This is a genomic window from Mogibacterium pumilum, assembly GCF_002243385.1.
Taxonomy (GTDB): Bacteria; Bacillota; Clostridia; order Peptostreptococcales; family Anaerovoracaceae; genus Mogibacterium; species Mogibacterium pumilum.
Window position 1 is genome coordinate 336,619 of the sequence record NZ_CP016199.1, and the last position, 25,875, is coordinate 362,493.

The 25,875-nt window shown below is 38.2% G+C and carries 24 protein-coding genes, 1 pseudogene and 1 CRISPR repeat array; of the genes and pseudogenes, 24 read left to right on the forward strand and 1 reads right to left on the reverse strand.

The genetic code is table 11. The features are described from left to right. From AXF17_RS09120 to AXF17_RS01735, 17 genes and pseudogenes are all read left to right on the forward strand, one after another. Positions 1 to 551 (forward strand): DUF3114 domain-containing protein (locus AXF17_RS09120; protein ID WP_169711294.1); only part of this gene is annotated, 551 nt, incomplete at its 5' end. Next, positions 529 to 1,212 (forward strand): glycoside hydrolase family protein, encoded by a 684-nt coding sequence (locus AXF17_RS01655; RefSeq protein WP_094233517.1) that lies wholly within the window; start codon positions 529 to 531, stop codon positions 1,210 to 1,212. The genes AXF17_RS09120 and AXF17_RS01655, both read left to right, overlap by 23 nt. Positions 1,213 to 1,663: 451 nt before the next feature. Then, positions 1,664 to 2,413: a CRISPR-associated endoribonuclease Cas6 gene (gene cas6, locus AXF17_RS01660; protein ID WP_094233518.1), complete on the forward strand. Its 750-nt coding sequence runs from the start codon at positions 1,664 to 1,666 to the stop codon at positions 2,411 to 2,413. A gap of 3 nt (positions 2,414 to 2,416) precedes the next feature. Beyond that, positions 2,417 to 4,786 carry a type III-A CRISPR-associated protein Cas10/Csm1 gene (cas10, locus tag AXF17_RS01665; RefSeq protein ID WP_094233519.1) on the forward strand — a complete coding sequence of 790 codons (2,370 nt, stop codon included), beginning with the start codon at positions 2,417 to 2,419 and terminating at the stop codon, positions 4,784 to 4,786. A 2-nt stretch (positions 4,787 to 4,788) separates the two neighbouring features. Further along, on the forward strand, positions 4,789 to 5,211 hold the full coding sequence (gene csm2, locus AXF17_RS01670; RefSeq protein WP_094233520.1) for a type III-A CRISPR-associated protein Csm2: 423 nt from the start codon (positions 4,789 to 4,791) through the stop codon (positions 5,209 to 5,211). A 14-nt stretch (positions 5,212 to 5,225) separates the two neighbouring features. After that, on the forward strand, positions 5,226 to 5,900 hold the full coding sequence (csm3, locus tag AXF17_RS01675) for a type III-A CRISPR-associated RAMP protein Csm3 (RefSeq protein ID WP_094233521.1): 675 nt from the start codon (positions 5,226 to 5,228) through the stop codon (positions 5,898 to 5,900). A 2-nt stretch (positions 5,901 to 5,902) separates the two neighbouring features. Next, on the forward strand, positions 5,903 to 6,829 hold the full coding sequence (csm4, locus tag AXF17_RS01680) for a type III-A CRISPR-associated RAMP protein Csm4 (RefSeq protein WP_094233522.1): 927 nt from the start codon (positions 5,903 to 5,905) through the stop codon (positions 6,827 to 6,829). Next, on the forward strand, positions 6,819 to 7,943 hold the full coding sequence (csm5, locus tag AXF17_RS01685) for a type III-A CRISPR-associated RAMP protein Csm5 (protein ID WP_157682520.1): 1,125 nt from the start codon (positions 6,819 to 6,821) through the stop codon (positions 7,941 to 7,943). The genes csm4 and csm5 overlap by 11 nt, the downstream gene beginning before the upstream one ends. A 128-nt stretch (positions 7,944 to 8,071) precedes the next feature. Then, a CRISPR array of direct repeats spans positions 8,072 to 8,751; the repeat unit is 35 nt; unit sequence ATTAGAAAACAAAAACCCCGAGAGGGGACGAAAAC. Between the two features lie 65 nt (positions 8,752 to 8,816). Further along, positions 8,817 to 9,167, forward strand: a complete 351-nt coding sequence (locus tag AXF17_RS01690; protein WP_094233524.1) for a hypothetical protein — start codon at positions 8,817 to 8,819, stop codon at positions 9,165 to 9,167. A gap of 539 nt (positions 9,168 to 9,706) precedes the next feature. Next, positions 9,707 to 10,711 (forward strand): CRISPR-associated endonuclease Cas1, encoded by a 1,005-nt coding sequence (gene cas1, locus AXF17_RS01695; protein ID WP_169711295.1) that lies wholly within the window; start codon positions 9,707 to 9,709, stop codon positions 10,709 to 10,711. Between the two features lie 4 nt (positions 10,712 to 10,715). Continuing rightward, the gene (gene cas2 / locus AXF17_RS01700; protein WP_094233526.1) at positions 10,716 to 11,045 is read left to right on the forward strand and encodes a CRISPR-associated endonuclease Cas2; all 330 of its coding nucleotides are present in this window, start codon (positions 10,716 to 10,718) and stop codon (positions 11,043 to 11,045) included. A 39-nt stretch (positions 11,046 to 11,084) separates the two neighbouring features. Continuing rightward, positions 11,085 to 12,353: pseudogene (gene csm6 / locus AXF17_RS01705) on the forward strand (type III-A CRISPR-associated CARF protein Csm6). A gap of 301 nt (positions 12,354 to 12,654) precedes the next feature. Further along, positions 12,655 to 14,130 (forward strand): amino acid permease, encoded by a 1,476-nt coding sequence (locus AXF17_RS01715; RefSeq protein WP_094233529.1) that lies wholly within the window; start codon positions 12,655 to 12,657, stop codon positions 14,128 to 14,130. A 79-nt stretch (positions 14,131 to 14,209) separates the two neighbouring features. Continuing rightward, positions 14,210 to 15,658, forward strand: coding sequence for a glutamate decarboxylase (locus tag AXF17_RS01720; RefSeq protein ID WP_094233530.1), 1,449 nt, complete (start codon positions 14,210 to 14,212; stop codon positions 15,656 to 15,658). A 287-nt stretch (positions 15,659 to 15,945) separates the two neighbouring features. Continuing rightward, the gene (locus tag AXF17_RS01725; protein WP_094233531.1) at positions 15,946 to 16,311 is read left to right on the forward strand and encodes a hypothetical protein; all 366 of its coding nucleotides are present in this window, start codon (positions 15,946 to 15,948) and stop codon (positions 16,309 to 16,311) included. Positions 16,312 to 16,353: 42 nt separating this feature from the next. Beyond that, complete coding sequence (locus tag AXF17_RS01730; RefSeq protein WP_094233532.1) at positions 16,354 to 16,776, forward strand: hypothetical protein; 423 nt, start codon at positions 16,354 to 16,356, stop codon at positions 16,774 to 16,776. Positions 16,777 to 16,797: 21 nt separating this feature from the next. Continuing rightward, on the forward strand, positions 16,798 to 17,346 hold the full coding sequence (locus AXF17_RS01735; protein WP_094233533.1) for a hypothetical protein: 549 nt from the start codon (positions 16,798 to 16,800) through the stop codon (positions 17,344 to 17,346). Between the two features lie 105 nt (positions 17,347 to 17,451). On the opposite strand, the gene AXF17_RS01740 is transcribed toward AXF17_RS01735, so the two are convergent. After that, positions 17,452 to 18,183 (reverse strand): lysophospholipid acyltransferase family protein, encoded by a 732-nt coding sequence (locus AXF17_RS01740; protein ID WP_094233534.1) that lies wholly within the window; start codon positions 18,181 to 18,183, stop codon positions 17,452 to 17,454. A 97-nt stretch (positions 18,184 to 18,280) separates the two neighbouring features. Here AXF17_RS01740 and dtd point away from each other — a divergent pair, with 97 nt between their 5' ends. The 7 genes from dtd (at position 18,281) to nikE (ending at position 25,853) form a co-directional block, all read left to right on the forward strand. Beyond that, complete coding sequence (dtd, locus tag AXF17_RS01745) at positions 18,281 to 18,730, forward strand: D-aminoacyl-tRNA deacylase (RefSeq protein WP_094233535.1); 450 nt, start codon at positions 18,281 to 18,283, stop codon at positions 18,728 to 18,730. 463 nt (positions 18,731 to 19,193) lie between these two features. Continuing rightward, positions 19,194 to 20,105 carry a DMT family transporter gene (locus AXF17_RS01750; protein WP_094233536.1) on the forward strand — a complete coding sequence of 304 codons (912 nt, stop codon included), beginning with the start codon at positions 19,194 to 19,196 and terminating at the stop codon, positions 20,103 to 20,105. Between the two features lie 164 nt (positions 20,106 to 20,269). Further along, positions 20,270 to 20,689, forward strand: a complete 420-nt coding sequence (locus tag AXF17_RS01755; protein WP_094233537.1) for a DUF3842 family protein — start codon at positions 20,270 to 20,272, stop codon at positions 20,687 to 20,689. Between the two features lie 105 nt (positions 20,690 to 20,794). Beyond that, on the forward strand, positions 20,795 to 21,790 hold the full coding sequence (locus AXF17_RS01760) for an ABC transporter permease (RefSeq protein ID WP_094233538.1): 996 nt from the start codon (positions 20,795 to 20,797) through the stop codon (positions 21,788 to 21,790). Further along, positions 21,783 to 22,601 (forward strand): ABC transporter permease, encoded by an 819-nt coding sequence (locus AXF17_RS01765; protein WP_094233539.1) that lies wholly within the window; start codon positions 21,783 to 21,785, stop codon positions 22,599 to 22,601. The genes AXF17_RS01760 and AXF17_RS01765 overlap by 8 nt, the downstream gene beginning before the upstream one ends. A gap of 132 nt (positions 22,602 to 22,733) precedes the next feature. After that, a complete protein-coding gene (locus AXF17_RS01770) occupies positions 22,734 to 24,287 on the forward strand; it encodes an ABC transporter substrate-binding protein (protein ID WP_094233540.1) in 1,554 nt (517 codons plus the stop codon). 6 nt (positions 24,288 to 24,293) lie between these two features. Further along, the gene (gene nikE, locus AXF17_RS01775; protein WP_094233541.1) at positions 24,294 to 25,853 is read left to right on the forward strand and encodes a nickel ABC transporter ATP-binding protein NikE; all 1,560 of its coding nucleotides are present in this window, start codon (positions 24,294 to 24,296) and stop codon (positions 25,851 to 25,853) included. Positions 25,854 to 25,875 lie beyond the last annotated feature (22 nt).

Genomic DNA, 25,875 nt, shown 5'->3' on the forward strand with positions numbered 1-25,875 from the left:
ACAACTACGAAGGCCGAACAGATAAAGAAAAACTAATCAACTATATAGTAAAAGAGAAAATCTGGAACTGGACAGCAGAGGAATCTGCAAGACTTCACCAGAAAGCGTACTACGATTCTGAAAAAGGAAAGTATATTTATCCAGATGGACACAGTTACGCAAATGGAGGAATAAACCTAAAAGTTGTTACTAATGCCAGATTTCGTTCAGAGTTTATAATTAATGGGGATGGTAAATTTCTTACACTCTTGGACAAAGACGCTACACAGGATGCTAAGGTAAACTGCTCTAGCTTCAATTATGCACGTAGCAATGACAAAGTACATACGGTGCTAGATGTGGAACCCTCGAACCCAAATTACGAACCGCAGTTTAGAGAGAACTCTAAATGTGTGCTTGATAAGAATGGGAATCAGTTAAAAGATGCTAATGGAGAAAGTGTGGTATTTAAAGCGCCTAAAAAATTGGATTATAACGATAAGATAGTATGGAGAAAGAGAGTAGCTGATTTTGAAGCGAGGTGCGGACATGGTAAAACTAATAGAACATAAAAGAATAACTGCTGCTTGCATAATATTGATTTTACTCGTTTCTACTATCGTGATTATTATGTTGCCAAAAAGAACTACAGAAATAAAGAACGATACTGTGTACATGAGCGGGTACTATACTGAATACCCTGATAAAGATGATCCAAGATATTATATTGAATTTAAAAAGAATGGGACATATGTGCTAATGTATGATGACAGCAGGAGGAAAGATGAAGACTATTTTGAGGATGGGTATAGAAGCTGTCCGGAAATATATATATACATTGGTAAATACAGGGTAAAGAATGGCAATTATATTTTAGAGACAACAGATAGTGCATATGTACAATTTAAAGATGTATCTGCAGTAAAAAAGAATAGGATTAATTATTATTGCACTGGAATATTTGATGTAGAAAAATATATCGCGGAACAAAATGGCAGAACTGCAGAGCGAAAAGTTATTAAAACCGCAAAAGGACAGTATGTATTGGGTTATCCAAAAGGTGATAATCATTCTTACGATGAGGATAGAGCTTATTATTTACTTTTCAATAAATCGGATATTACAGAGCTACCTAGCTCTATAGAAGAATTCCGTAAACAGTTCAAGATGGACAAGAAGGCGGAGCAGGAGCGCCTAGCGGAACAGGAGCGTTTAGCAAAGCAAAGTCAGTAGACAATTTTCAGAAAGCTCGTATTCGAGCTTTCTAATTTCTTATTAAGGAATTATGATATAGAAAATGCTACAAATAATCTATTCAGCACTGGAGATAACACAGCTGAACAGATAAACGCAGCCCAGTCAGATCTCGGTAAGTCGTTTAGAGCGGGAGCATTCCATCCAAACCTTGCAGCTTCATGGCGAGTAAAACTAAACGAAGAGATAAACAAGCAGTTTGAATGTAAATTGGCTCAAGGAATAAACGCAATGTAGTTACATTCATAGTGTATTTCAAACCCTGTCTTCTTAAACGAGAGAGGGTTGTTTAATTTTATATTAATATAGAATCAGTAATAATTTTAAATAGAATTAATTTATAATAAAAAGCACAGACTTGTATTTATATAGATACAATAATGGTATAATCAGATTGCGGTTTTATTTTTTTTTGTGTTATGGAGGAACTATGTTCTGCAAATTAAATATTATTCTAGAAAACAAAAACGGATATGATTTGAATATATCCTCTATTCTTCACGGTGCATTAATGCAGTTTATATCTTCAGACTATGCCATAACCCTTCATGAAAATGGGCTCAAACCGTATACACAACATGTTGAAATAAAAGACGATACAATTGAGTGGATTATTACGACTTTAACAAAAGAAGCAAAAGAAAACATAATCGACAAGATAATTGCTTCGAAGCCTAATGAAATCTATCTGGAATACAAAGATGAAAAGGTAAATGTTGTTAAATATGAAATTGGTGCAATAGAATATGATGAAGTACTCGATAAAACATATTTTGGCGATTGTCCGAGAATAGTCCGAATTAATTTTTTAACGCCAACTGCATTTAAAGTTAACGACACTTACCAATTCTATCCAACAGTTGAACATATTTTCATGAGTCTGATTAATAAACATGATTGCGTATCACAGGGAACTCAAATATTTTCAGAAGAAATAATGGAGGAAATACGAGAGCGTGTAAGCATTGTAGGGTATAACCTCAGAAGTAAGATGTTTCATCTTGAAGGTGTTAAGATTCCGTCATTTATTGGAAGTATAACCATAAAAATTGGAGGGAATAAGCAGTTTGTAAATTTAATTAATATGCTTTGTGAGTGCGGTAAGTATTCAGGAGTAGGTATCAAAACAGCTATAGGAATGGGAGCGATTAATGTCTTTCCGAAAGCAAGAAAGGAGTAATTTGTGAACGCTAAACAGATTGAAATTATCCTTGGAGGATTGTTCCACGATATCGGCATAGTGCTATGCAAAAATAACGCTGAAATGAATAATTGCGAAAAAGGATATCAGTTTATTAAAGATGCCGGTATTAATAATGAATCAATATTAGAACAACTTAAATTTCAACATTACAATAGTTTAACTGGGGCGAGTATTTCAGAAGATTCACCTGCATATATAACTTGCTGGGCGAATGATGTTGCGACTAGAGAAACCCTAGGAGATGATAGAAAGTACGCAGTAAAAGAATATGATGTTTCAAATAGAATCGCTCCACTTCAGTCAGTATTTAACATAATCAATGGTAATAATGAAACAAAAGTATATGAACCGGAGCAAGTAAACGAAAGTGGAGAAATCAATTATCCAGTAGATAATACCATTAATTATTCTGAAGAGAAGTATGAAAATATAATAAATAATATCAAGAATGGTATTAAGAAATTTGAGATAACCGGTGAATATGTAAATTCACTACTGTCACTACTCGAGGGGGAACTCACATATATCCCTTCTTCATCAGACATTAATCAACTTGCTGACATATCTCTCTATGACCAAATGAAAATTACTGCGGCCATAGGTAGCTGTGTATATCAGTATCTTGAAAGTAAGGGAATAAAGAATCATAAGAAGGCACTTGTAGATGACTGTAACAAATCTTATGATGAAGATTATTTTCTACTATTCAGCATGGACATATCGGGAATTCAGAACTTCATATACAAGGTTGATAGTTCAGAAGCCTTGAAAAGTCTGCGCTCCAAGTCATTTTATCTGGAAATAATGCTGGAACACATTATAGACGAGCTGCTTGAATCAGTTAATTTATCTAGAGCTAATCTCATCTATTCGGGTGGTGGCCATGCGTATATCTTGCTTCCTAACACAGATGAAGTTATAGAAAAGATAAAGACATTTAAAGCAGATACGAAAAAGTGGTTTATTGATAACTATGGGATTGATTTGTATGTTGCTATGGGATACAAGCCTTGCTCGGCAAATACTCTGAAGAATTCTCCTAAAGGATCATATGAAAAATTATTTAAAGAAGTTTCTAAAGCGTTATCAAATGAAAAAATATCTCGTTACTCGGCAAATGAGATTAGACGCATGAATTCTTTTAGAAATGAAGAATCTACGAGGGAGTGTAAAGTTTGCGGAAGAGTGGATCATCTAACTGCTGAAGATATCTGTGAGTATTGCGATTCGTTTAAGAGAATATCCAGAGATATTCTGAATAAATCTTTCGGGTTTGTAACAGTTATCGAAGAGAAAGATAAGGTTAAGAATTGTATAAAGTTGCCATTTGATAAGTATATGCTTATGGAGGATGAAGAAAGTCTAAAGCATAGAATTTATACAAGCGGAAGCGGTTATGTGCGGTCTTATAGCAAAAATAAAATGTACACAGTAGTAAATGTAGCGACTCGATTATGGGTAGGCGATTACTCGTCAGAATCATCGTTCGAGGCACTAGCAAAAGCTTCAACAGGAATTGATAAGCTAGGAGTACTAAGAGCTGATGTAGATAATCTTGGCAAAACTTTTATAAGCGGGTTTAAGCCCGAACACACAAGTCTGTCAAGAACAGCCAGCTTCTCCAGAAAATTAAGCATGTTCTTCAAACTCCATATCAATAATATTCTTGAAAATGGAGAATACATGATAGATGGTTCAAAGCCGTCAAAGCGAAATGCGACTATTGTATATTCAGGTGGAGACGATGTATTTATAGTAGGTGCTTGGGATGACGTAATAGGTCTCGCAATAGACTTGTCTGATTCACTAAAAAAGTATTCACAAGGAACCCTAACTATATCTGCAGGAATAGGAATTTTCCCGAAGAAATATCCTGTAAAGGCTATCGCAAGAGAGACAGGACTGCTGGAAGAAGCTTCAAAGAGGGTACAAGATAAAAATGCAGTCACATTGTTTGAGGATGTCTACAACCAAGATTGCAAGTACGAGTTTGATTGTGGTGAACAGACTTACAAATGGGATATTTTTAATAGCCGTGTAATGGGAGAAAAATATGTGTTGATTGAGTCATTCTTCTCAGATGATGAGAAAGGCATGGCAGCAATATATAGGCTCTTGAATTACATAAAAAACCTTGATGACATAATAAATCTTGCAAGACTTGCATACTTACTGGGAAGGATGCAGGCAAGTGCAAAGGATTCAGATGAGAAAGAAGAAAAATACAAAGCGTTTTCAAAACAATTATATGAGTGGATATCTAATGACCCTAAAGGTGAAAATAGACGAGAGCTTATAACTGCAATTTATATTTATGTATATCTACATAGAAAGGAAGAGGAGAAGTAAAGATGGAACGATTAACACAACTAAATTTCGCAAGTCTCGCTGAAGATGTAATCCAAAACAAAATTATGAAGAAAGGCGGAAAAAATCCACGAGAAACTTCAGAAACACCGATGATTACTACATCAAAGATTAGAAACATGCTAGAGCTAACTAATACTCTCTATAACAAGCTGATTAAATATAGAGAGGAAGAGCTTTCTGATGAAATAATGAGTTATATTCAATATGTGAGAATGAAATTTGCATATGAGTATGGGCGTGATTTAAAAGAAAAGCAGAAAACTGTCGTAGATTTTATTAAAAAAGCAGATATTATGAATCATCTGGAAAGTATAGGAAATAGCAGGGAACAAGCACTTATATTCTGTAAGTACATGGAATCGCTGGTTGCTTTTCATAAGTTCTATGGTGGAAGAGATAAATAACGGAGGTAAAAGATATGTATAGCAAGATTAAAATAACAGGAACAATTAATGTGGAAACAGGAATGCATATTGGAGCTTCCGATGGATTTTCAGTGATAGGAGCTATGATTTCCCCTGTAGCAAAGGATGCACTCTTAAGAATCCCGTATATACCGGGGAGTTCTCTAAAGGGAAAAATCAGAAGCCTGGTAGCAAAAGCATATTCCAATGACGATATAGTTCCCAAATTTAATGATCAGGACGATAAGGTTACAAGATTATTTGGTGCAGGTGCAGGCAATAATAATCACCCAAAACCAAGCAGACTCATATTTTCAGACATGATAATGGAGAATATAGAGGAGCTTAAAAAGAATGATGTCGAAGATGGCACTGAGGTTAAAGAGGAAAATACAATTAATCCAATAACTGCAGAGGCAAATCCAAGGCAAATAGAGCGTGTCGTAAGAGGTGCTAAATTTCCACTTACTATAATTTATAATGTTGAAAAAGAGAATGAAAAAGAAATACTTGAAGATATGGAGACAGTAGCCCTTGGATTAAAACTATTGAGCTATGACTATATCGGAGGTCACGGATCACGCGGATATGGAAGAGTAACAATAGATAATATCAATGTGGATTGTGTTGTAGGTGACATAAATAAAGAAATACTTGATAAGTGCAATGAATTACTGAAAAGGAAATAGTCATGGAGTATACAGGATTTAAGCTAGTTTTCTCTACATCAGTACATTTTGGTAATGGAAGCTTAGAAAATTCAGATAACAAAATATATGCGGATACAATTTTTTCTGCTCTGTGCCATGAGGCTGTTAAATTGGAGTGCATAGAAGAACTTGTATCTTATGTAAAGAACGAAAAGATAAAATTGTCTGATGCCTTTCCTTTTATCGGAGATAGTTATTACATTCCTAAGCCAATGATAACTATCGAAAGCGAAAGAAATATTGATGACAAGAAAAAGGCAAAAAAATTAGAGTTTATCAATGTAAATCTCATAGATGAATATCTAGATGGAAGCATGGATATTAGAAGAGAGTCTGAGATATTATCTAATCTTGGTAAGTCGGATATTATAACGAGAGCGGTTATCCAGACTAATGAGGATACTAAGCCATATTCGGTTGGAACGTATTTATTTTCTGAAGGTGCGGGACTATACCTAATCGTAGGATATAGTGATGAGGACGCTCTTAATATGATTACTAAATTGCTTCATAGTTTAAGCTATGTGGGAATTGGTGGAAAAGTAAGTTCCGGTCTTGGTAAATTCAATTCGGAACAAGTAAAGCTACCGGTTAGCCTTACTGATAAAATTGAGAGAGCAGAAGAATCTTCAAGTGTAATGAGCTTATCAGTAGGTATGTGTGATGATATGGATCTTGAAAATGTGTGCGAAAATTCAAACTATATTTTATCTAAAAGGAGTGGTTTTATAAATTCTTCCACATACTCCGATAACCTTGTTAAGAAGCAAGACTTTTACTTATTTCGCGCGGGATCAGTTTTTAGTAGACCATTTAAAGGCTTAATCAAAGATGTCGCAATTAAAGGGAAACATCCGGTCTATCGTTATGCGAATCCTATTTTTATGGAGGTCAGCAATGGTAAATAGTAACTATCTTGAGAGATATATAATTACGATTGAGACACTTGGACCGCTTTATATAGGTTCTGGTCATGAAATTGGGAAAAAAGAATGGATTTTAAATAGACGCGATAATACAGCCCATATAATTGATGAGATAAAGCTTTTTAATTATCTAAGTAATAATAATTGGCTATCCTCTTTTGAAAAATTTATGCTTTCAAATGCAAGAGGAGGGCTATTTGAATGGGCCAAAGAGAATAAGATTATTAATGACATAATTCACCAAACATCTAAGTACTCTCTAGATTGTGAGAATATAGTTGATGTAAATAAGGTTAGGGGTATTCAGACTTTTATAAAGGATGGATATGGTAAGCCATACATACCGGGAAGTAGTATAAAGGGAGCAATTAGAAATGTATTATTATCCCAAAGTATTGAAAAAGACACGAACTCAAATGATGATGTAATTAGTGCACTTAGAAAACCTGATGCAGGGGATAATAAAAATAAGCTCAGTGGAGAAGCAAATAAACTGGATATTAAATATTTTAGAACCATCAATCGAGAAGGTAGCAAATATGATGATGCAGTAAATGATGTCATGAGTGGAATAAAAATATCTGATAGCAAGCCTTTGTCTTTTAATAATCTTACATTATGCCAGAAGATAGACGCTAAATTAGATGGCGATCCTGGTGATGGGCTACCTATATTCAGAGAATGTATAAAGCCAGAAACGAAAATTGAGTTCAATCTAACTATTGATACGGCACTATTTAAAAAAGATATTTCATACATAGAAAATGCAGTTGAGAACTTCCTTAATAATTACAATGAAGAGTTCCTACTCAAATTTAAGGAGGAAATTCCATACTATGGCAATGTAATTTATTTAGGTGGGGGTGCAGGTTATCATACAAAAACGGTGACAAGCTCTCTACTTAAAAACGAAGCCGATAAGGTTAAAATAATAGGTAACATCATTAATAACACTGTTAGTAATGATAAAAGAGACGAGCACAGACATTATGATGATTATAAGCTGGGGGTATCACCTCATATTGTAAAATTGACAGAATATGATGGTGAACTAGTGCAAATGGGACCATGCAGTATAAAAATTTCTAAACTTTAAGCCGTTGTTGAAATTTTAATAGGTTGAGCCGATTATTATGAAAGTGTGTTGGATAAGAATGATAAAAATAAGTTTAAGCCGCAAAAGTAAAAGGAAAACGTTGAAATCACACTTGTCCAACACACGCCATTAGAAAACGAAAACCCCGATAGGGGACGAAAACTTTCTCTGTTGCTTTCGTCTGTGCATTAGGTGTTCATTAGAAAACGAAAACCCCGATAGGGGACGAAAACATCAAAAGTAGTTAATAATAAGTTAGCCATATATATTAGAAAACGAAAACCCCGATAGGGGACGAAAACCTTTTGTTATCATTTCTTCTCTTTCGTAATTCATAATTAGAAAACAAAAACCCCGAGAGGGGACGAAAACCTAAGCTTCTTGCTTCAACCACTACTGCGTAGGCATTAGAAAACAAAAACCCCGAGAGGGGACGAAAACTTTAAGAATGTGTCCGTGAATAGTTCGATAGTTTTTTGGAATTAGAAAACAAAAACCCCGAGAGGGGACGAAAACCTTCTAAATCTGACTATCAAATCAAACTATAAATAATTAGAAAACAAAAACCCCGAGAGGGGACGAAAACAAAGTCACCTTCTGGAGTTTAAACTCTGGGAGGTATTCATTAGAAAACAAAAACCCCGAGAGGGGACGAAAACTCAAGCTTGGCAAATCTAAAGCGCTGGCAGAACCAAAATATTAGAAAACAAAAACCCCGAGAGGGGACGAAAACGGTTTGCGGTTAAATTCCTTATAAACCTCGAGAGCGTACATTAGAAAACGAGAACCCCAATAGGGGACGAAAACTTTATTAGTCTGGTCTTGAGAGATCTTGACTGCGTTATTTGAAAGAAATAGAGGTGGAAAGATAAAATGAAGAAAAATCAAATGATGTTAACATGTAGCAGTATAATGCTTATACTACAATCAATTGCGTATTATATAGTTTGGAATTCTGGATATAGCGAAACCATGTTAAGAAGAATGTTGTTAGTTGAATTGCTTACTTTAGCCTATCTGCTTCTTACTGTGCGTAGAATTGATTCAAATACTGATGAGAGTATGACTGGTTTTTGCGTAGCTTATATTGTAGCGTTATTTATGCTATTTCCAGTATTAGGTATTTTACTTGTCTTGCAGTTTGAACTTATGCTAATAGAGCTACTTATCATAATTCTGGCTATAGTTGTAGCTGTAATTGATAAAAGAAAGAACAATGCATAAGTGCATGAGTCAAAGAATTTAAGGAAAAGAGATAGGATTAGAAAACGAAAACCCCGAGAGGGGACGAAAACCAATCAGCTTCTACGAAATCGTCACTATGCCTTTATTAGAAAACGAAAACCCCGAGAGGGGACGAAAACCAACGCATACCATTAATCAAATAGAATCTAGCCAAACATTAGAAAACGAGAACCCCGAGAGGGGACGAAAACATATAGGTAGCTGGCGTTCTTTTTGCTTGCTTGTCATTAATTAGAAAGCGAGAACCCCGAGAGGGGACGGAAACTTTGCACGCCAGTTCACAAACTCTGGGTTCTGTTCATTATTAGAAAGCGAGAACCCCGAAAGGGGACGAAAAAAGGTGTGTAATTCTCTTTTTATGATTATTTAATCTGTTAATTAGAAAACTAAAACCCCGAGAGGGGACGAAAACTGACTTTCTAAACTCTTTAGTCTGATTACTTGCCAATTAGAAAATGAAAACTCCGAGAGGGGACGAACCAATAAGCCGTTGTAATTATTCATTTGTGGAGGGAAATATGGCTCATATATATGTGACTACCGGTGAAACGAAAGTTGGAGTCGAGGGAGGACGGCTTACCATTAAAAACAGGGATGAGACCGTGAGGTCGGTTCCGAAACAGACAGTTGAAAGTATTACTGTATTTGGGAATGCCGTTTTAAGTACACAGTGTATTCAGTTTTGTCTAACGAACGGTATATCTGTCAGCTTCTTCTCGGGTAAAGGCAAGTATTTTGGTAGACTTGAATCAACAGCTCATCATAAAGTAGAAGTTTTAGAACAACAAATAGATACCTTTAGAGATACCCTGTTTGGTCTGGAATTATGCAAACGGATTGTTTCTGCGAAGATTAGGAATCAAGAGGTGGTGCTTAGAAGATATGCGAAGGAACACACTGTCAAGCTAGAGATGCTGATAAAGGATATGAAAATATACCGTGATAAAGCAGAATGTGCAGACGTAGTGGAAAGATTACTGGGCTATGAAGGAATGGCAGCAAAGACGTACTTTGAGGCATTAAGTGAAATAATAGAGCCGGATTTTAAATTTAATGGGAGAAGTAGAAGACCGCCAAGAGACCCATTTAACTCTATGTTGAGTCTTGGATATACATTATTGATGTATGAGATATACCCAAAAGTTGAGAATGAAGGAATGTCTCCGTATTATGCTGTGTTGCATAAAAATTATGCAAATCACCCAGCCTTGGTTTCAGACCTAATGGAAGAGTGGAGAAGCGTGATAGTAGATTCAACTGTACTCAGCTTGGTGCAAGGACATGAGATTAAAACGGAACATTTTGAATATGCAGATGATTCTCAAGGTGTATTCCTAACGAGAGAAGGGTTATCTAAGTTCATAAATAAGTTTGAAAAAACTATGAACAGAACCAGCCGATATCTTCTCTATGATCAGGCCGAAAGAACAATGAGGAAATCCATTCAAGAACAATGCCGTAGGATGAGAATTGCAATAGCAAACAAAGATGTCAACGAATATGCGCCAGTAATAATACGCTAGTTTAATGATGAGCTTAATAAACATAGAACGATATGATTTTACTGATATAATTGAAGATGCTGATAAGAAGTTGGTTTTAATCATCTACGATATAATAGATAACAAGCGGCGCACTAAGATGGTTAAATTACTCGAAAGCTACGGCACACGAGTTCAAAGATCTGCCTTTGAAGCATTAATAAATAAAAGTCAGTATATTAAAATTATAGAGGGCATCAAGAAGATTATTTCAAATGAAGATAATGTAAGAATTTACCGGCTAAATAGTAGCAATGAGGTGCTACTGCTCGGTGAATCGTATAGCGTATATGAAGAGGAAGTTATTGTAGTTTAGTGTTAGTCTTAATTTTAAACACAAAGAAGAGAGGTTGTTATGAAAAGAATACTATTTTCACCAGTTGGAAGTACAGATCCAATATCTAGTCAGAGAGACGGGGCGTTATTGCACATAATTAGAGAATATAGACCAGACAAAGTGATTCTATTTCTTTCAAAAGAGATTAATGGATATGAAAACACGGATAATAGATATTCCTATTGCCTAAATAAGCTACAAGAAATGATGGGTAAGAAAATAGAGTTTGAGTGGATGATAAGAGAGGATCTTGTAGATGTTCACTTATTTGACCCGATTCTTCTCGACTTTAAAGAGATACTTGAGGATTTATGTAGCAGTATTGAAGAAGAGGATGAGTTGCTTCTTAACATATCCTCGGGCTCCCCTGCTATGAAAAGTGCTTTACAAACATTAACAGCATTTACCGAAAGACCTATGATTCCTATTCAGGTATCAAGCCCGAATAAAGAAGTTAATACACACGAAGACGTGAAAGGCGACTACGATGTTGAGCTTCAGTGGGAATTAAATTTAGATAATTCAGACGAAACCTTTGAAAATAGATGTGCCAAGTCCAATATAACTAATCTTAATACTGAGATTAGAAGAAGCATCATCCAAGAGCATATAGAAGCATATGACTATAGAGCGGCATTAGATGTTGCTAATAGTGTTAGAGATTATATTAGCAAGGATGCAATCTCTCTAATAGAAGCAGGCTCTGCTAGGCTAAAGCTTGATAAATCAAACTGTGAGAAGAAAGCAAAGTCGGTAAAGTACGATATTTATCCAATTAAGCAGGGCGACCATTGGAACATCTTTGAATATCTTATGATTATGAAAATCAAGCTAGAGAAAGAGGAGTATGCGGATTATATTCGATCTATTTCACCCGTATTCTTAAAACTACTAGAGATGATCATCAAGAAAACGCAAATTGTTGACTTAAATTCATTAGTCAGATTTGATAAGAGGTCGGGTTCAGCTTGGGTAAAAGAAACCAATAAATATGTAAAGTCATTTGACTATATTGCAATTATTGATTAAAATGGCAAGGGTGGAATCGACTTAAACATTAAAAAGATTATTTACAAAATAAGAGACATAGAAGAAAGTGTACGTAATCGTGCGGCTCATAACATTACTTGCATAACAGATGAATCTATATGCAATTTAGAAGGAAAGAATTCAAAAGATATCTTTAAAATGCTGTGTGAACTTGCTAGATATGCAGACATAAAAATTACAGACGAAGATTTAAAAACTTATGACAGGCTTAACGATAGAATTATAGAACTTCTATAATGAAAATGAATGAATGTTGAGGTAATTGACTACTATTAGTGTGATAATAGAGTAGTTACCCAACCTATCTTTATTTACCCTCTATCCGACATTCATATCGAAATAATATATCTTGAATTGTCAAGTCAAGTGCTAAATATGGAGGTTGCATATTAAAAAAACAATTTTTTATTTTCTTGAATTGTATAATAGATAGGTATATAACGAACGTGTGAAGGATTAAATATTTTGAGCTAGCAAGTATACTTAATATTAGGCTTAAGTATAGCGAGGAATATAAAGGCAAGAAAGGGGTATTAATATGAATAATAAAGAATTAAATAAGAAAAGAAAAATACACCAGCTTGGAGTCTTTGGCTTTTTCGCAATGACTGCTTCGATGGTTATGACTGTATATGAATATCCATCATTTGCATCTTCTGGATTTAAGTTAGTGTTCTTCTTAATAATAGGAGGTTTATTTTGGTTTCTGCCAGTTTCGCTTTGTTCAGCGGAGATGGCTACTGTCGATGGATGGGAAAAAGGTGGAATATATTCTTGGGTAGGAAATACTCTTGGTCAGAGATGGGGATTTTCGGCACTGTTCTTTCAATGGTTTCAGATAACAGTTGGATTTGTAACCATGTGCTTTTTCATCCTTGCTGCTCTGGCTTATGTATTCAAATTAGATGCTTTATACAAGAATCCGTTAGCAATGTTCTTTGGTGTTGCGATTATCGTGTGGGCTTTAACATTTACTCAACTTGGAGGAACTAAGTACACTGAGAAAATCTCAAAAATTGGTTTAACCGCAGGAATTGCAATTCCAATTTTAGTTCTTATTATAGGCTTAGTTGCCTATTTTATGACTGGTGGAAAATCGCAGATAGACTTAAGTGCAAAATCGCTAGTACCTAATTTTTCTGATACACATACTCTTGTAATCTTTGCATCATTTATTCTTGCTTACATGGGTGTTGAAGCATCTGCATCACATGTTCATGAACTTAAGGAACCAAATAAGATGTATCCTGAAGTTATGATTATGCTGACGATATTAACTATATGTTTGGATGCACTCGGTGGTCTAGCAGTTGCAACTACGCTTCCAGCTAAAACATTAAATGGAAATCTCTCTTATGGAGTAATTGAGACTTTCGAAAATATATATATTATTCATTTTGGAAAGCAGTTTAGTTGGCTTGTATTCGTTATCGCTCTTCTATTAGCACTAGGAGTTTTCGCAGAGATTTCTGCATGGATTGTGGGTCCATCAAAAGCATTACTTGAAGCTGCAAATGATGGCATTCTCCCAGCGAAATTTGCCGAGACAAATAAGAACGGAGTATCGGTATTCACAATTATGGTTCAAGCTGTTATTGTAACAATTTGGGATGCTGTACTTTGTGGTTCAATTGCTATCTCTGGTGGTTCTGATTCATCCGTCGGATACTTAACTGCTATCGGACTTACAGTTGTAATATATCTAGCTGCTTATGTACTCTTTTTCTTAGGATACTTTGTATTGATACTTAGAAAAGGTGACAGTAAACGTGAATTTCATATTCCTGGTGGAAATGCAGTTAAGCTTATTGTTGCAGCAGTTGGATTATTTATGACTATTGCAACACTGGTTATTTCATTCTTCCCTTCATCAAAGCTTACGGCTGCAGATAACAGGGTATATCAAATTATATTGATAGTATTCTTTATCATCTCGATGGCTACACCATTGATTATTTACTCAAATAGATACAGATGGTCTTCGAACAGAAAAGCTAAAAGCAGTAAAAAATAAATAATTATAAGCAATAATATAATTAAGTTAAAAAAGATAAATTAAAAAATATTAATTAATAGTGAAAAGAGGTACGGAAATGAAAAATTCGGAAAATAACGAAGTAAAATTTAATGATAGTCTATCTTCTTTGAATGATGATACGGGGTACCGTACACCTATTTTCGGTACTGAGATTAGTGGTTCTGCAATTCCAAAGGACAAGATTAATGATGAACCTGTTGCTCCTGCTGTTGCGGCAGAGATGATTAGACAGTACCTAAGCATTGAGGGTAATGCGACACAGAATCTTGCAACATTTTGTCAGACATATATGGAACCAGAGGCAACAAAACTGATGGCTGAGAATTTTGAAAAGAATGCGATTGATAAGGATGAATATCCAATGACCGCAGATCTTGAAAATCGATGCGTAGACATTATTGGAAAGTTGTGGAATGTAGACAAAAGTGAAGAACCGCTCGGAACTTCAACGGTTGGATCATCTGAAGCGTGCATGCTCGGTGGACTAGCAATGCTCTTTAGATGGAAAAAGCTTGCAGATGCTGCTGGTGTAGATAGATTTACTAAGAGAAGACCAAATCTCGTAATTTCATCGGCTTACCAGGTGTGCTGGGAAAAGTTCTGCCGCTACTGGGACATAGAGATGAGAACTGTGCCAATAGATCTTGATCACATGTCACTAAATATGGATACGGTAATGGATTATGTTGACGAATATACTATCGGGATTGTAGCTATACTTGGTATAACTTATACAGGGAAATATGATGATGTAAAGGCTCTCGATAATCTTGTCGAGAAGTACAACACTGAACATCCTAATATGCCTATTCGTATTCATGTCGATGCAGCTTCTGGTGGTATGGTTGCTCCATTTATTGAACCAGATTTAGAGTGGGACTTTCGTCTCAAGAACGTGTGGTCAATAAGCACATCTGGACATAAGTACGGGCTCGTATATCCGGGAGTTGGCTGGATAATATGGCGCAGTAAGGAAGCGCTCCCTGAGGATATGATTTTCTGGGTAAGCTATCTAGGCGGTCAGGAAGCAACTATGGCTATCAACTTCTCTCGTAGCGCATCGCAGATTGTCGGACAGTATTATATGCTACTTAGAAATGGATTTAAGGGATACAAAGAAATCCATGAGCGTACTATCGAGGTTGCGAGATACATGGCTTCCGAGATTGAGAAGATGGGTATTTTTGAAGTGCTTGAGGGTGCAGAGCAGATTCCAATTGTCTGCTGGAAACTCAAAAATGATGTTAATGTAGAGTGGACACTTTATGATTTAGCAGATCGTCTACGTATGCAGGGGTGGATGGTACCGGCATATCCAATGCCAGAGAATATCAAGGATATTGATGTACAGAGACTAGTGCTCAGACAGGACTTCGGAATGAATCTGGCTATACTTTGTATTAAGGATATGAAAAAACAGATTGAGATTCTGAATAACTCCCGTGTTATTTTACCTAATAATAACAACGCCGTTTCTAAAGGATTCGATCATAGTGGTAGATAAAAAATGTATATTTATACTAATTCTGCATTGAAAATATCTATTTAAAAAATAATTTTTTGAATAGTAAACTAAAATCTCAAAGCTCTTAATCCAAGATTGCTTATTAAAGTAGTCAATGATTAAGAGTTTTTTAGTTACTACTATTAATTAAGATGGGAAGCAAGGAGAAGTAATGACTTATTTAAGAAAGAATATAATCAAAAGAAAATGGCCACGAAGTTCCTGTAATTAAAGCGGTTAAGTTCTCCGTTTACGACAGCACAACACAGCAGTATGAAGCTAATGCAGTGTCGGCGGACTCAAAGCTTAAGGATGTGGATTTAGTTAAGGATAATAACTATATTATTTCCATTCACGACAGCGAATATGAGATGGATAACGCATATATCACGCTGAACAAGAGTGGGGTTATGCCTCAGAACTACAAGGTAGATGGCAAAACTGTAGACAAGTTAGTTCTAACGAAGCGTACTAAGCCTACGACCGGATTGGGTAATCAGAAGCGAGTAAAAGTTCAGCTGCCTGTATTTTATAAGGACAAACAGGATAATGAAGCTCCTGCGCCTAATGTGAAATTCAAGTTTACCAGCCCAATCGACACAGTGACGGTAACATTAGACGAGGATGGATTTATCGAATGTGACCTCATCTAGGACAACAACTACATAATTGAGGTTGAAGGAAACACATACGCAATGGATTCATTCCCGCTTACTGTAAAGGATAAGTCGGAGTGGAACTCTGGAAAGCACCCATACGACCACTTGAGATGTAGAAACGTTCTATCGCTTACAATATTTGACAAGGCGGATGACCATAAGCATGATTCAGTAATTTCTAGCTACGACGACAATGTGCAGATCACCGGACTGAACTTCGGAACAGAGGGTAAGTACGGTTTGAATGAGAGAGTCTTGCCAAATAACGCTGTAACAGAGTTTGAAGGAAAAGACTACGAGGTTGTCGATATTGACACGATTAACATGGCTCGCGTGGAAATCTCGAAGCTAGCGCATGGATCATTTGAAGTAACCCGCAAAGTTCCTGCTGGAAAGAATGTAAAACAGGTATATTACATCGATAAGGATGGAAAGCCGATTAAGGTTAAGTTCAGCTAGGACGACGACAAGGTCAAGTTCATGATGAACACAATGTCTATCTACAACAACGTAATCGAGTACGGTGAAATTCCGGATGCCGAGTACTACATCGCAAACGGAGATTCTTTGAAGTGGAACGGAGAAGACGAGACATTCACAATCGTGGTAAAAGAAAAGACAAACGATGAAGACACTTACGACAACTTCTCACACGTTACGGTAGATGGTGTACTGGTGTCTGTTGATAATTACACTGTGACAAAGGGAAGCGCTAAGATTGCTTTCAAGAAGGATTATATAAAAACTCTCGCTAGCTGCAATCACACTGCTAAGATATTCTTCAGAAATGGAGCTGTAGAGAATAGCTTCACTAATGCAGGTTCTAAGCCAAGTGCTGGAACAGGTGTAATAACAAAGCCGGGAAGAGCTGGTAATCCGGGAATTCCGGGAGCGGCAAAGAAAGATCCAGTATATAGAGGTGCTACCAAGACAGGAGAAAGCTCAAATTCATTTGCTGATATCATGGTACTACTTCTATCAGGGTCAGCTATAGCAGGAATTTCTGTTTACAGAAGAAAGAGAGCATAATGCTCAAAGAGCAGATTGATAAGTCAGTCAGCTAACAATAAAACCCACTGTGCCAAATGGCGCAGTGGGTTTTGTCTTGTTCGTATTCCGTAGAATTTGTTTGGACTAGCGATATTTCTCTATGCCAGCCCTGATGGTATCCTCAACCTGATGCTGAGCTGCGAGCTGCTCCTGCCTAGGTAGTCCTGAGATATCAACGGCTGGATGAATTACTACTTTTATAGTTCCGCCAGAGAATGTGTTATGCTCCTCGAAAATCTTATACGAATCGATAATCGAAACTGGAACGATTGGAACGCCCGCTCTCTGGGCAAATTTAAAGCTGCCCTCTTTAAAATGTCCCATTTCATTGCTGTGACTTCTCGTACCTTCTGGGAAGATTACAAATGAATACCCTTTTTTGAACAGGTCTGTAACTTCTGCGAGAGTCTTTACCGCGGAACGAGGATTGCCACGGTCGATGAACACCGACTGGGTACCACGGATAACATCAGCGAGCGGTTTGAGCTTCTTGGTTTCAGACTTTGAGATAAAACCAATCTGCGTCGAACGGAAAGCTTCAATCATCGCGTAAATATCTGCATAACCCTGATGGTTTGCAACGACGAGAAACGGGCTCTTTGCAGGAATATTTTCAGGATTTATAACTTCAACCTTGATGCCGAGTGCCTTACCGGTATGATTACAAAACTCATCCTCTGCCTTACGAATCAGGCGCTGAGCCTTAGCGTGGTCATCCTGAGCTTGAGCAGCTCTGATTGCCGGTACATTCTTCATATATTTACGAAAACCAGCTCTAATCTTGCTGAGTGCAATTGTATTCTTAAATGGGTTCATTGTGTCCTCCAAATATCGTGTAATAATGTCAATATAATGCTATAATTTTATGAGAATATGTGCGAAAAATCAAGGAAATAAGGAGCTTTTAAGACATATGAAATTTGTAATACAGAGGGTGGCTCACGCCAACGTAGTGGCTCACGCCAACGAGCTTGGAAAGATTGGCAAGGGATTCATGGTCCTTATCGGAATATCTAAGGATGATGACAGGAGTACCGCTGATAAGATGGTGGATAAGATGATTAAACTCAGAATATTTGAGGATGAGAACGGCAAGACCAATCTATCCCTGGATGATGTAGGTGGTGAGCTTCTCATCATCTCACAGTTTACGCTTTATGCAAACTGCAAGAAGGGAAACAGGCCATCTTTTATCGACGCGGGAGCACCGGACGAAGCCAATGCTTTATACGAGTATATAATCGAGAAGTGTAAGGAACGTGTAAATGTAGTTGAGCGTGGAGAGTTTGGCGCCGACATGAAGGTTAGCCTTCTAAATGACGGTCCTTTTACGATTTTGCTCGACAGTGCAGAGATTATGTAAAAAAACATTGTTGAATGAAATGTCTCACTAGTTCTCACTCTTGCAGGTGCAGCCCTTGCGGGAGTTGTTTCTTACAGAAGAAAGAGAGCATAAGGAACTACGATATAGATTGAACAATTCAATCTATTCGGTTCACATAAGGTTTCAACTAATAGAAATTTCTTAATAATGTGAACAAATATTTGCTTCGGTCTCTAACGGGGATCGAGGCATTTTTTGTTGATATGCTAAAGTTCATATAATATACTGTTAAAATATATGCTATTGTGTTAGGGGAAACGAAGACATATTTCATATGGTTGCGTCGTATCCCAGGTTAATGGATTATTTTTGGTTAAGTTCCCCACAACATAATATAATTAATCAACGAAATCATATTATGTTGTGGTATTTTGAAATTAAACTAACGAGATAATACAGAAATTGCTTCTACTGAACCTAAAGACATGAAAGGGGTTGTCTTATGCAAAAGACAGGTAGTGTTAAAGGTAAACTTTTACTGTTATTTATTGCAGTTGCGTGGGGAAGTTCGATGGTAGTCGTTAAAGGCTCAACTGACTTCATCCCGCCAGGTAGGCTTCTTGCAACGCGCTTTACAATTGCCAGCATAGTATTGGCTTTAATTTATCGTAAGAAGCTAAAACTAATAGATAAGAATTATATTAAATCAGGTCTCATTATAGGAGGCTTTCTGTTCTGTGCATACTTCACACAAACTACCGGTGTTATGCTTGAAATGCCGGGAAAGAGCCAGTTCCTATCATCGGCTTATTGTGTATTTGTGCCATTTATCGGAGGACTGATATTCAGAGAGAAACCGAAGAAATATCACATCGTAGCCGCAACAATATGCGCAACCGGTATTATTTTAGTATCTGTTGTAGGAACATTTAGTGTAAGTATTGGAGATAGTATTTCAATTCTCAGCTCGCTATGCTGGGCTACCCAGATTGTAGCTATAGCTAAGTGGGGTAAAGACAAGGATCCGGGGTTAATCACTTTGCTTCAGTTCATGGTAGCTGCAATGCTTGCATGGGTATTTACACTAACTCAGGAGCAGTCAAGCAGTATTGAGATAAATCAAAGGGTTATTTTTGGAGTGCTTTATCTGGGAATCGTATGTTCAGGACTTTGCTTCCTGTTCCAGACTATATCGCAGAAAACGGAGTCGCCTACAAGTGTGTCTATAATTCTAAGCTTCGAAAATATTTTCGGAATTATTTTCAGCATATTATTATTCAACGAGCACATGACTGTTAACAAGGCTATCGGTTTTGTCTTCATGTTTACTGCAATTCTAATCTCTGAGCTTCAGCCAAACTTCCTAAAAGATAAGGCTGAAGTTCATATAGATAATGAGAAGGATAAACGATAAGCGAACTAACTGCACCTTTAAAAAATAAAATATTTAATAAAAATAAAATATACAGAATGTCATCAAAGTAACCATTACCATCGAAAAAAGCACATTGAACTATGGTATAATCAATAATGTCAATAGAGTGTATGAAGCACTCGGTAAGCAAGGAAGGCGAAACCATGAATATACTAGTTATTGATGCGCAAGGCGGTGGAATAGGGCGTCAGCTTGTGATTAAGCTACTAGAAAAATTTCCAGAGGCAGATATAGTAGCTGCAGGAACCAATAGTATGGCGACGAATGCCATGATTAAAGCAGGTGCTAAGAAAGCGGCGACAGGCGAGAATGCTATCAGATATTGTGCAGCGCAAGCAGAGATTATCGCGGGTCCAATTGGAATAATTGTTGCTAATGCGATGCTGGGAGAGATTTCTCCAGTCATTTCAGAAAGTGTAGGTTCGAGCAGTGCCACGAAAGTGCTTATCCCAGTCACACACTGCAACACCATTATAGCTGGTCCAAAAGATTTGCCGATCAAAGACAGCATCGAAGATGCAGTTGATAGAATCGTAAGAATCTGTGGTGTTGAAGAGAACTGAATAATAATCAAATTAAATTAACCAAACCAAGAAGGCCGGATAGATTGCAGAAGCAGTCGCACCCGGTCTTTTTATACGCAAATATTTAGGAGCATACATAAATATATGACTAATGAGAGAAAGAATAAATTTAAATATGGCGTATGTAGAATCGCTGAGATGATACTAATATTGCTGATTCTCTCTATTGTAGTGTTCACACTTTCAAGGCTCTGTCCCGGCGATCCTCTCCGTTCATGGTATGGAGATAGTGTAGATAGAATGAGTGCAGCTCAGAAAGCTGCTGCTCGTGAAAGTTTAGGCCTAGAGAAGCCGCTTCCAGTACAGTACGGAATATGGCTTAAAGATGTGACACACGGCGACCTAGGACTGTCTTATAAATACAAGCGACCGGTTACTTCGGTAATCGGGAGTGTGCTCGGAAACACAATAGTATTTGGACTTATTTCCTATATACTGACTTTCTCCTTGGCTTTTCGAATCGGAAGAGCTTCGGCGGAACGAGAAGGGACAAAACTTGACAGATTCATTTGCAAGTCGGGCGTAATATCAGGAAATATTCCAGTATTCTTCCTGTCATTGATATGCATATTGGTGTTTGCAGTAAATCTCCGCATATTGCCGACTGGAGGGGCTTACTCGTATGGGGCTGAGGGGAATATATTAGACAGGGCATGGCATCTTGTGCTACCGGTATTCGTAATTGTTATAGGGCATCTGTGGTACTACTCATACATGGTTCGAAATCTGCTTCTTGAGGAAATGCGTAAGGACTATGTACTCTTACTTAAAGCAGAAGGAGTGCCTCGCACCATGATAATCAAGAAATACTGCAGAAAGAATATCTTGCCGCCTATGATTAATATTATGGCTATCGCAGTTCCACATCTCCTTGGTGGAACGTATGTGGTAGAGATGGTATTCGGTTATCCAGGACTAGGAAGGCTCAGCTTTGAGAGCGCCCTATACAAGGATTACAACATGCTTATGGCGACGACACTTCTCACAGGAAGCGTGGTAGTAATATCGAATCATTTAGCGCAGATAATCGGTGAAAGGATCGACCCGAGGATGCGTCACGGGGAGGGCTCTTATGAATAGACAGTCAAAGCCAAAGGGTGCTGTAGCGATACTTACGACCGCTGTAATCACAAGTGCACTTGCCGGAGTAATCGCTCCGTACAAGCCAAACTATATGAATGAAAATGCAATCGGATTAGCTCCTTCATTTAGGCATATATTTGGAACGGACAATCTGGGTAGAGACCTTTTTACACTTATACTCCACGGTGGTAGAGCAAGCCTTATAATCGGAATTGTGAGTGCAATAATCGGAACATTTATCGCTGCAGTATATGGAACACTGAGCGGTATGGCAAACAAGCACATTGATAATCTGATGATGAAAGCAGTTGATTTACTCATGAGTATACCGGGACTACTGCTCATAATCGTACTCCAGGCTATCTTGGGCGATGCAAACTATTGGTCGCTATCGATAGTAATAGGTGTGACTAATTGGATGCAGATGTCAAAGATTATCCGAAGCGAGGTGGTTAGACTTAGGAAAAGTGAGTTCGTAATAGCCGCAGAGATGTACGGAGGGAGCTTCTGGTACATCCTCCGTAGACATTTGTTCCCGAACTACTTTTCTGCAATCATGTTCATGGCAGTTAGCAATGTTGGATCGGCGATAATAGCAGAGTCGACACTTAGCTTCATGGGACTTGGACTCCCAATATCAGAAGTGTCTTGGGGAGGTCTGATGTCTCTATCGCAGGACGCACTGTTATCTGATCAGTGGTGGATGATAATAATTCCGGGGCTGGTTCTGATAAGCGTTCTGGTCTCCATCACAGAGATTGTAGAATATATCAGAGGATGCAACACCTCGAAACATAGCAATATATAAAAAATGCACACATGTCGGTCCATGTGATTGGACAATAAATTAAGATATTACTTTACCTGAAAGGACACATATGTCGGGCACGTGATTGGACAATAGATTAAGACATTATTTTACCTGAAAGGACACATACATATGAAAAATCATTTGAAAAAGGCAGCGGCTCTCGCTATTGCCCTAATTATGACAATATCACTTTCCGCTTGTGGCTCTAAAGATGAGAATGATGCGGAAACACTCGTATACGGAAGCCATGACTACACAGCTATTAATCCTGCTCTGTATGAACATGGAGAAATTAACTCCTTGATATTCGCCGGACTTACAGCACATGACAAGGACAATAAGCTCGTACCCGCACTTGCAGAGAAATGGGAGTACGACACAGCTACTCACACATGGACATTCCACTTAAGAGATGGATTAAAGTTTCACGATGGCAAAGAGCTTACTTCAGAAGACGTTAAGTTCACGCTTGAGGCAATTCTCGATAAGAAGAATAATTCCGAGATTATATCAAACTATCAGGACATCACTAAGATTACTTGTCCTGATAAGAAGACAGTTGTTATTCAGCTTGGCAAGGAAAATGTGGTATTTGCAGACTATATGACTATCGGAATTTTGCCTAAGCACCTACTAAATGGCAAGAAGCTAGCAACTGCTGAGTTCAACCAAAAGCCAGTCGGTGCAGGTCCATACAAGCTAACTAGCTGGGATGAGGGACAGAGTATCACTTTAGAAAAGTTCGATGGCTACTATGCGGGGAAACCACATATCAAGAGGATTATTTTCAAGATTGTTGAGGATAGCGATGCCAGATTACTACAGCTGAAGTCAGGTGATCTGGATATGGCGCAAATTGAACCTAAGCAGGCAAAGAGTCTCGAGAAGGACAGCAAGGATTTCGACATATACCGCATGAATACAGCGGATTATCGTGCAATCGCGTACAATTTTGCAGGAAGCAAGCTGTTCAAGACTTATCCAGAGCTCGCAACGATATTGAGCTATGGAATCGATAGAGAGGCAATCATCAAGAGTGTACTTCTTGGAGAAGGTCAGGTAGCTTACTCGCCAATTCAAAAAAACAAGTTTAACGACAGCAATATCGAGAAGTTCTGCTACAACCCAGAGAAGATGGAGCAGCTATTGCAGCAGGACGGATGGGCTAAGAACAAGAAGGGGATCTATGAGAAGAACGGCGTAGAACTCAAGTTCACTATCACTGCGATGGCAGACGATCAGGTTCGTGTGGATATGGCTAAGATGTGCGCAGAGCAGCTCAAGTCTCACGGTGTGTCTGTAAAGGCCGAGGCGAGAAAAGAGCTCGACTGGGAGAAACAGGATGCGACAATCATAGGATGGGGAAGCCCATTTGACGCAGACGATCATACATACAAGATATTTACATCTGATGCAGGAGATAACTACACAGGATATGCAAACTCAACAGTAGATGATGTTCTTGCAAAGGCTAGGTCGACCACTAACGAGGGAGAGAGACAGAGATATTACTCGCAGTTCCTCTCTTATATGACTCAGCAGATGCCTTACACATATATCGCATATATCGATGCAGACTATGCGGTTAAGAAAGACATCTCCGGAATTACTAAAGACACGATGCTCGGACACCACGGAGTTGGAATCTTCTGGAACGTAGCAGACTGGAAACTGGAGAAATAATAGAGAATGACAGAAAACAGAAGCAACTCAGAACTTCTTAATATCGAGGATTTCAGGATGTGCTTCGACGGGAAGCAGGGTGTAGTTCACGCAGTTCAGGGTGTTTCGCTTACATTGAGGCCGGGAGAAATCATGGCTATAGTAGGTGAGTCAGGATCGGGAAAGACAGCACTATGTTTCTCGATTCTTATGTTGCACAGACAGCGTGCGAGGTATATGTCGGGAAGCATCCGTCTCTCGGGTAAAGACATCACTAAGATGGGGGAGAAGGAACTCGAGCAAATTAGGGGTAAGGCAGCCGCGATAGTATTTCAGGATCCGCTAAATTCACTCGATCCGGTGAGGACAGTAGGTGAGCAGATTATTAACCCCATGAAGCTTCACAGAGATGCGGAGTCAGCGGCATCGGAACGAGAATATGGGGAAAGAGCAGCCGAACTCCTAAGAGATATGGGCATGGAAGATGCTGAGAAATATCTATCTTGCTATCCACACCAGCTATCTGGAGGACAGCGACAGAGGGTGGCTATTGCGGTTGCTCTAGCATGTGACCCTGCGCTCATAATCGCAGATGAACCGACTACCGCACTCGACCCGAGCAATCAGGAGCAGATAATATCTGTGCTGAAGAGGCTTGCTACAGAAAAGGGAAAGGGCATACTTTTTATCACCCATGACCTCGGGTTGGCACGTGGACTAGCGACAAAAATCGCAGTCATGAAGGATGGAAAATTCGTTGAGAACGGCACAGCAGAAGAGGTTTTTGAAAACCCCAAGCATGAATACACTAAAGCTCTGGTTAGGTACTCTAAGTATGGCAAAGAGGGAAGCCATTACCATGGAGACATTGGTAAAGAAAGCGAGGGGCTAGAAGAGCTAGAGCAGAGTGAAGTGCCATATCAGACGAAGCCAGCCGAAAAAATGGTGAGTGTCAAAGACATAGACATGATATATAGGACAGAGAAGCATGGATATAAGAAGGTGCTAGAAGGGTACTCGCTAGAAATCCTAAAAGGTGAAATAATCGGACTGGTGGGACAGTCGGGCTGCGGCAAATCTACTTTGGCGAGAATCATCATGGGTCTCACTAAACCGACTGGCGGAAGTATAGAATGGGGAAGTGAGGGAAATGCTTATAGGTATCAGATTCGTGCACAGATGATTTTCCAAGACTCTGCATCAGCATTTAACCCGCGCATGACTATCGAGCAGATAATAGCTGAACCCCTTGTAATCACAAGATTAGGAAGTAAAGAAGAACGCCGTAGCAAGGTGATTGAGGTTATGAAGAATGTCCACCTTGATGAGGAACTGATGAGCAGATATCCTTATGATGTATCTGGAGGACAGCGTCAGAGGGCGGCAATCGCGAGGGCACTTATCACAGTGCCTGAGTTTATAATCGCTGACGAACCACTATCATCGCTCGATGTACCAACGCAGGCAGAGATAGTGCATTTGCTCAGGGAACTACACGAAGAAAGACAACTTACGATGCTCTTGATATCGCATGACATCCCTATGGTTGAGCACGTGTGCGATAGGATCGTAAGTATGGATAAATAGGTATAAATAATAAAAAAGGGTG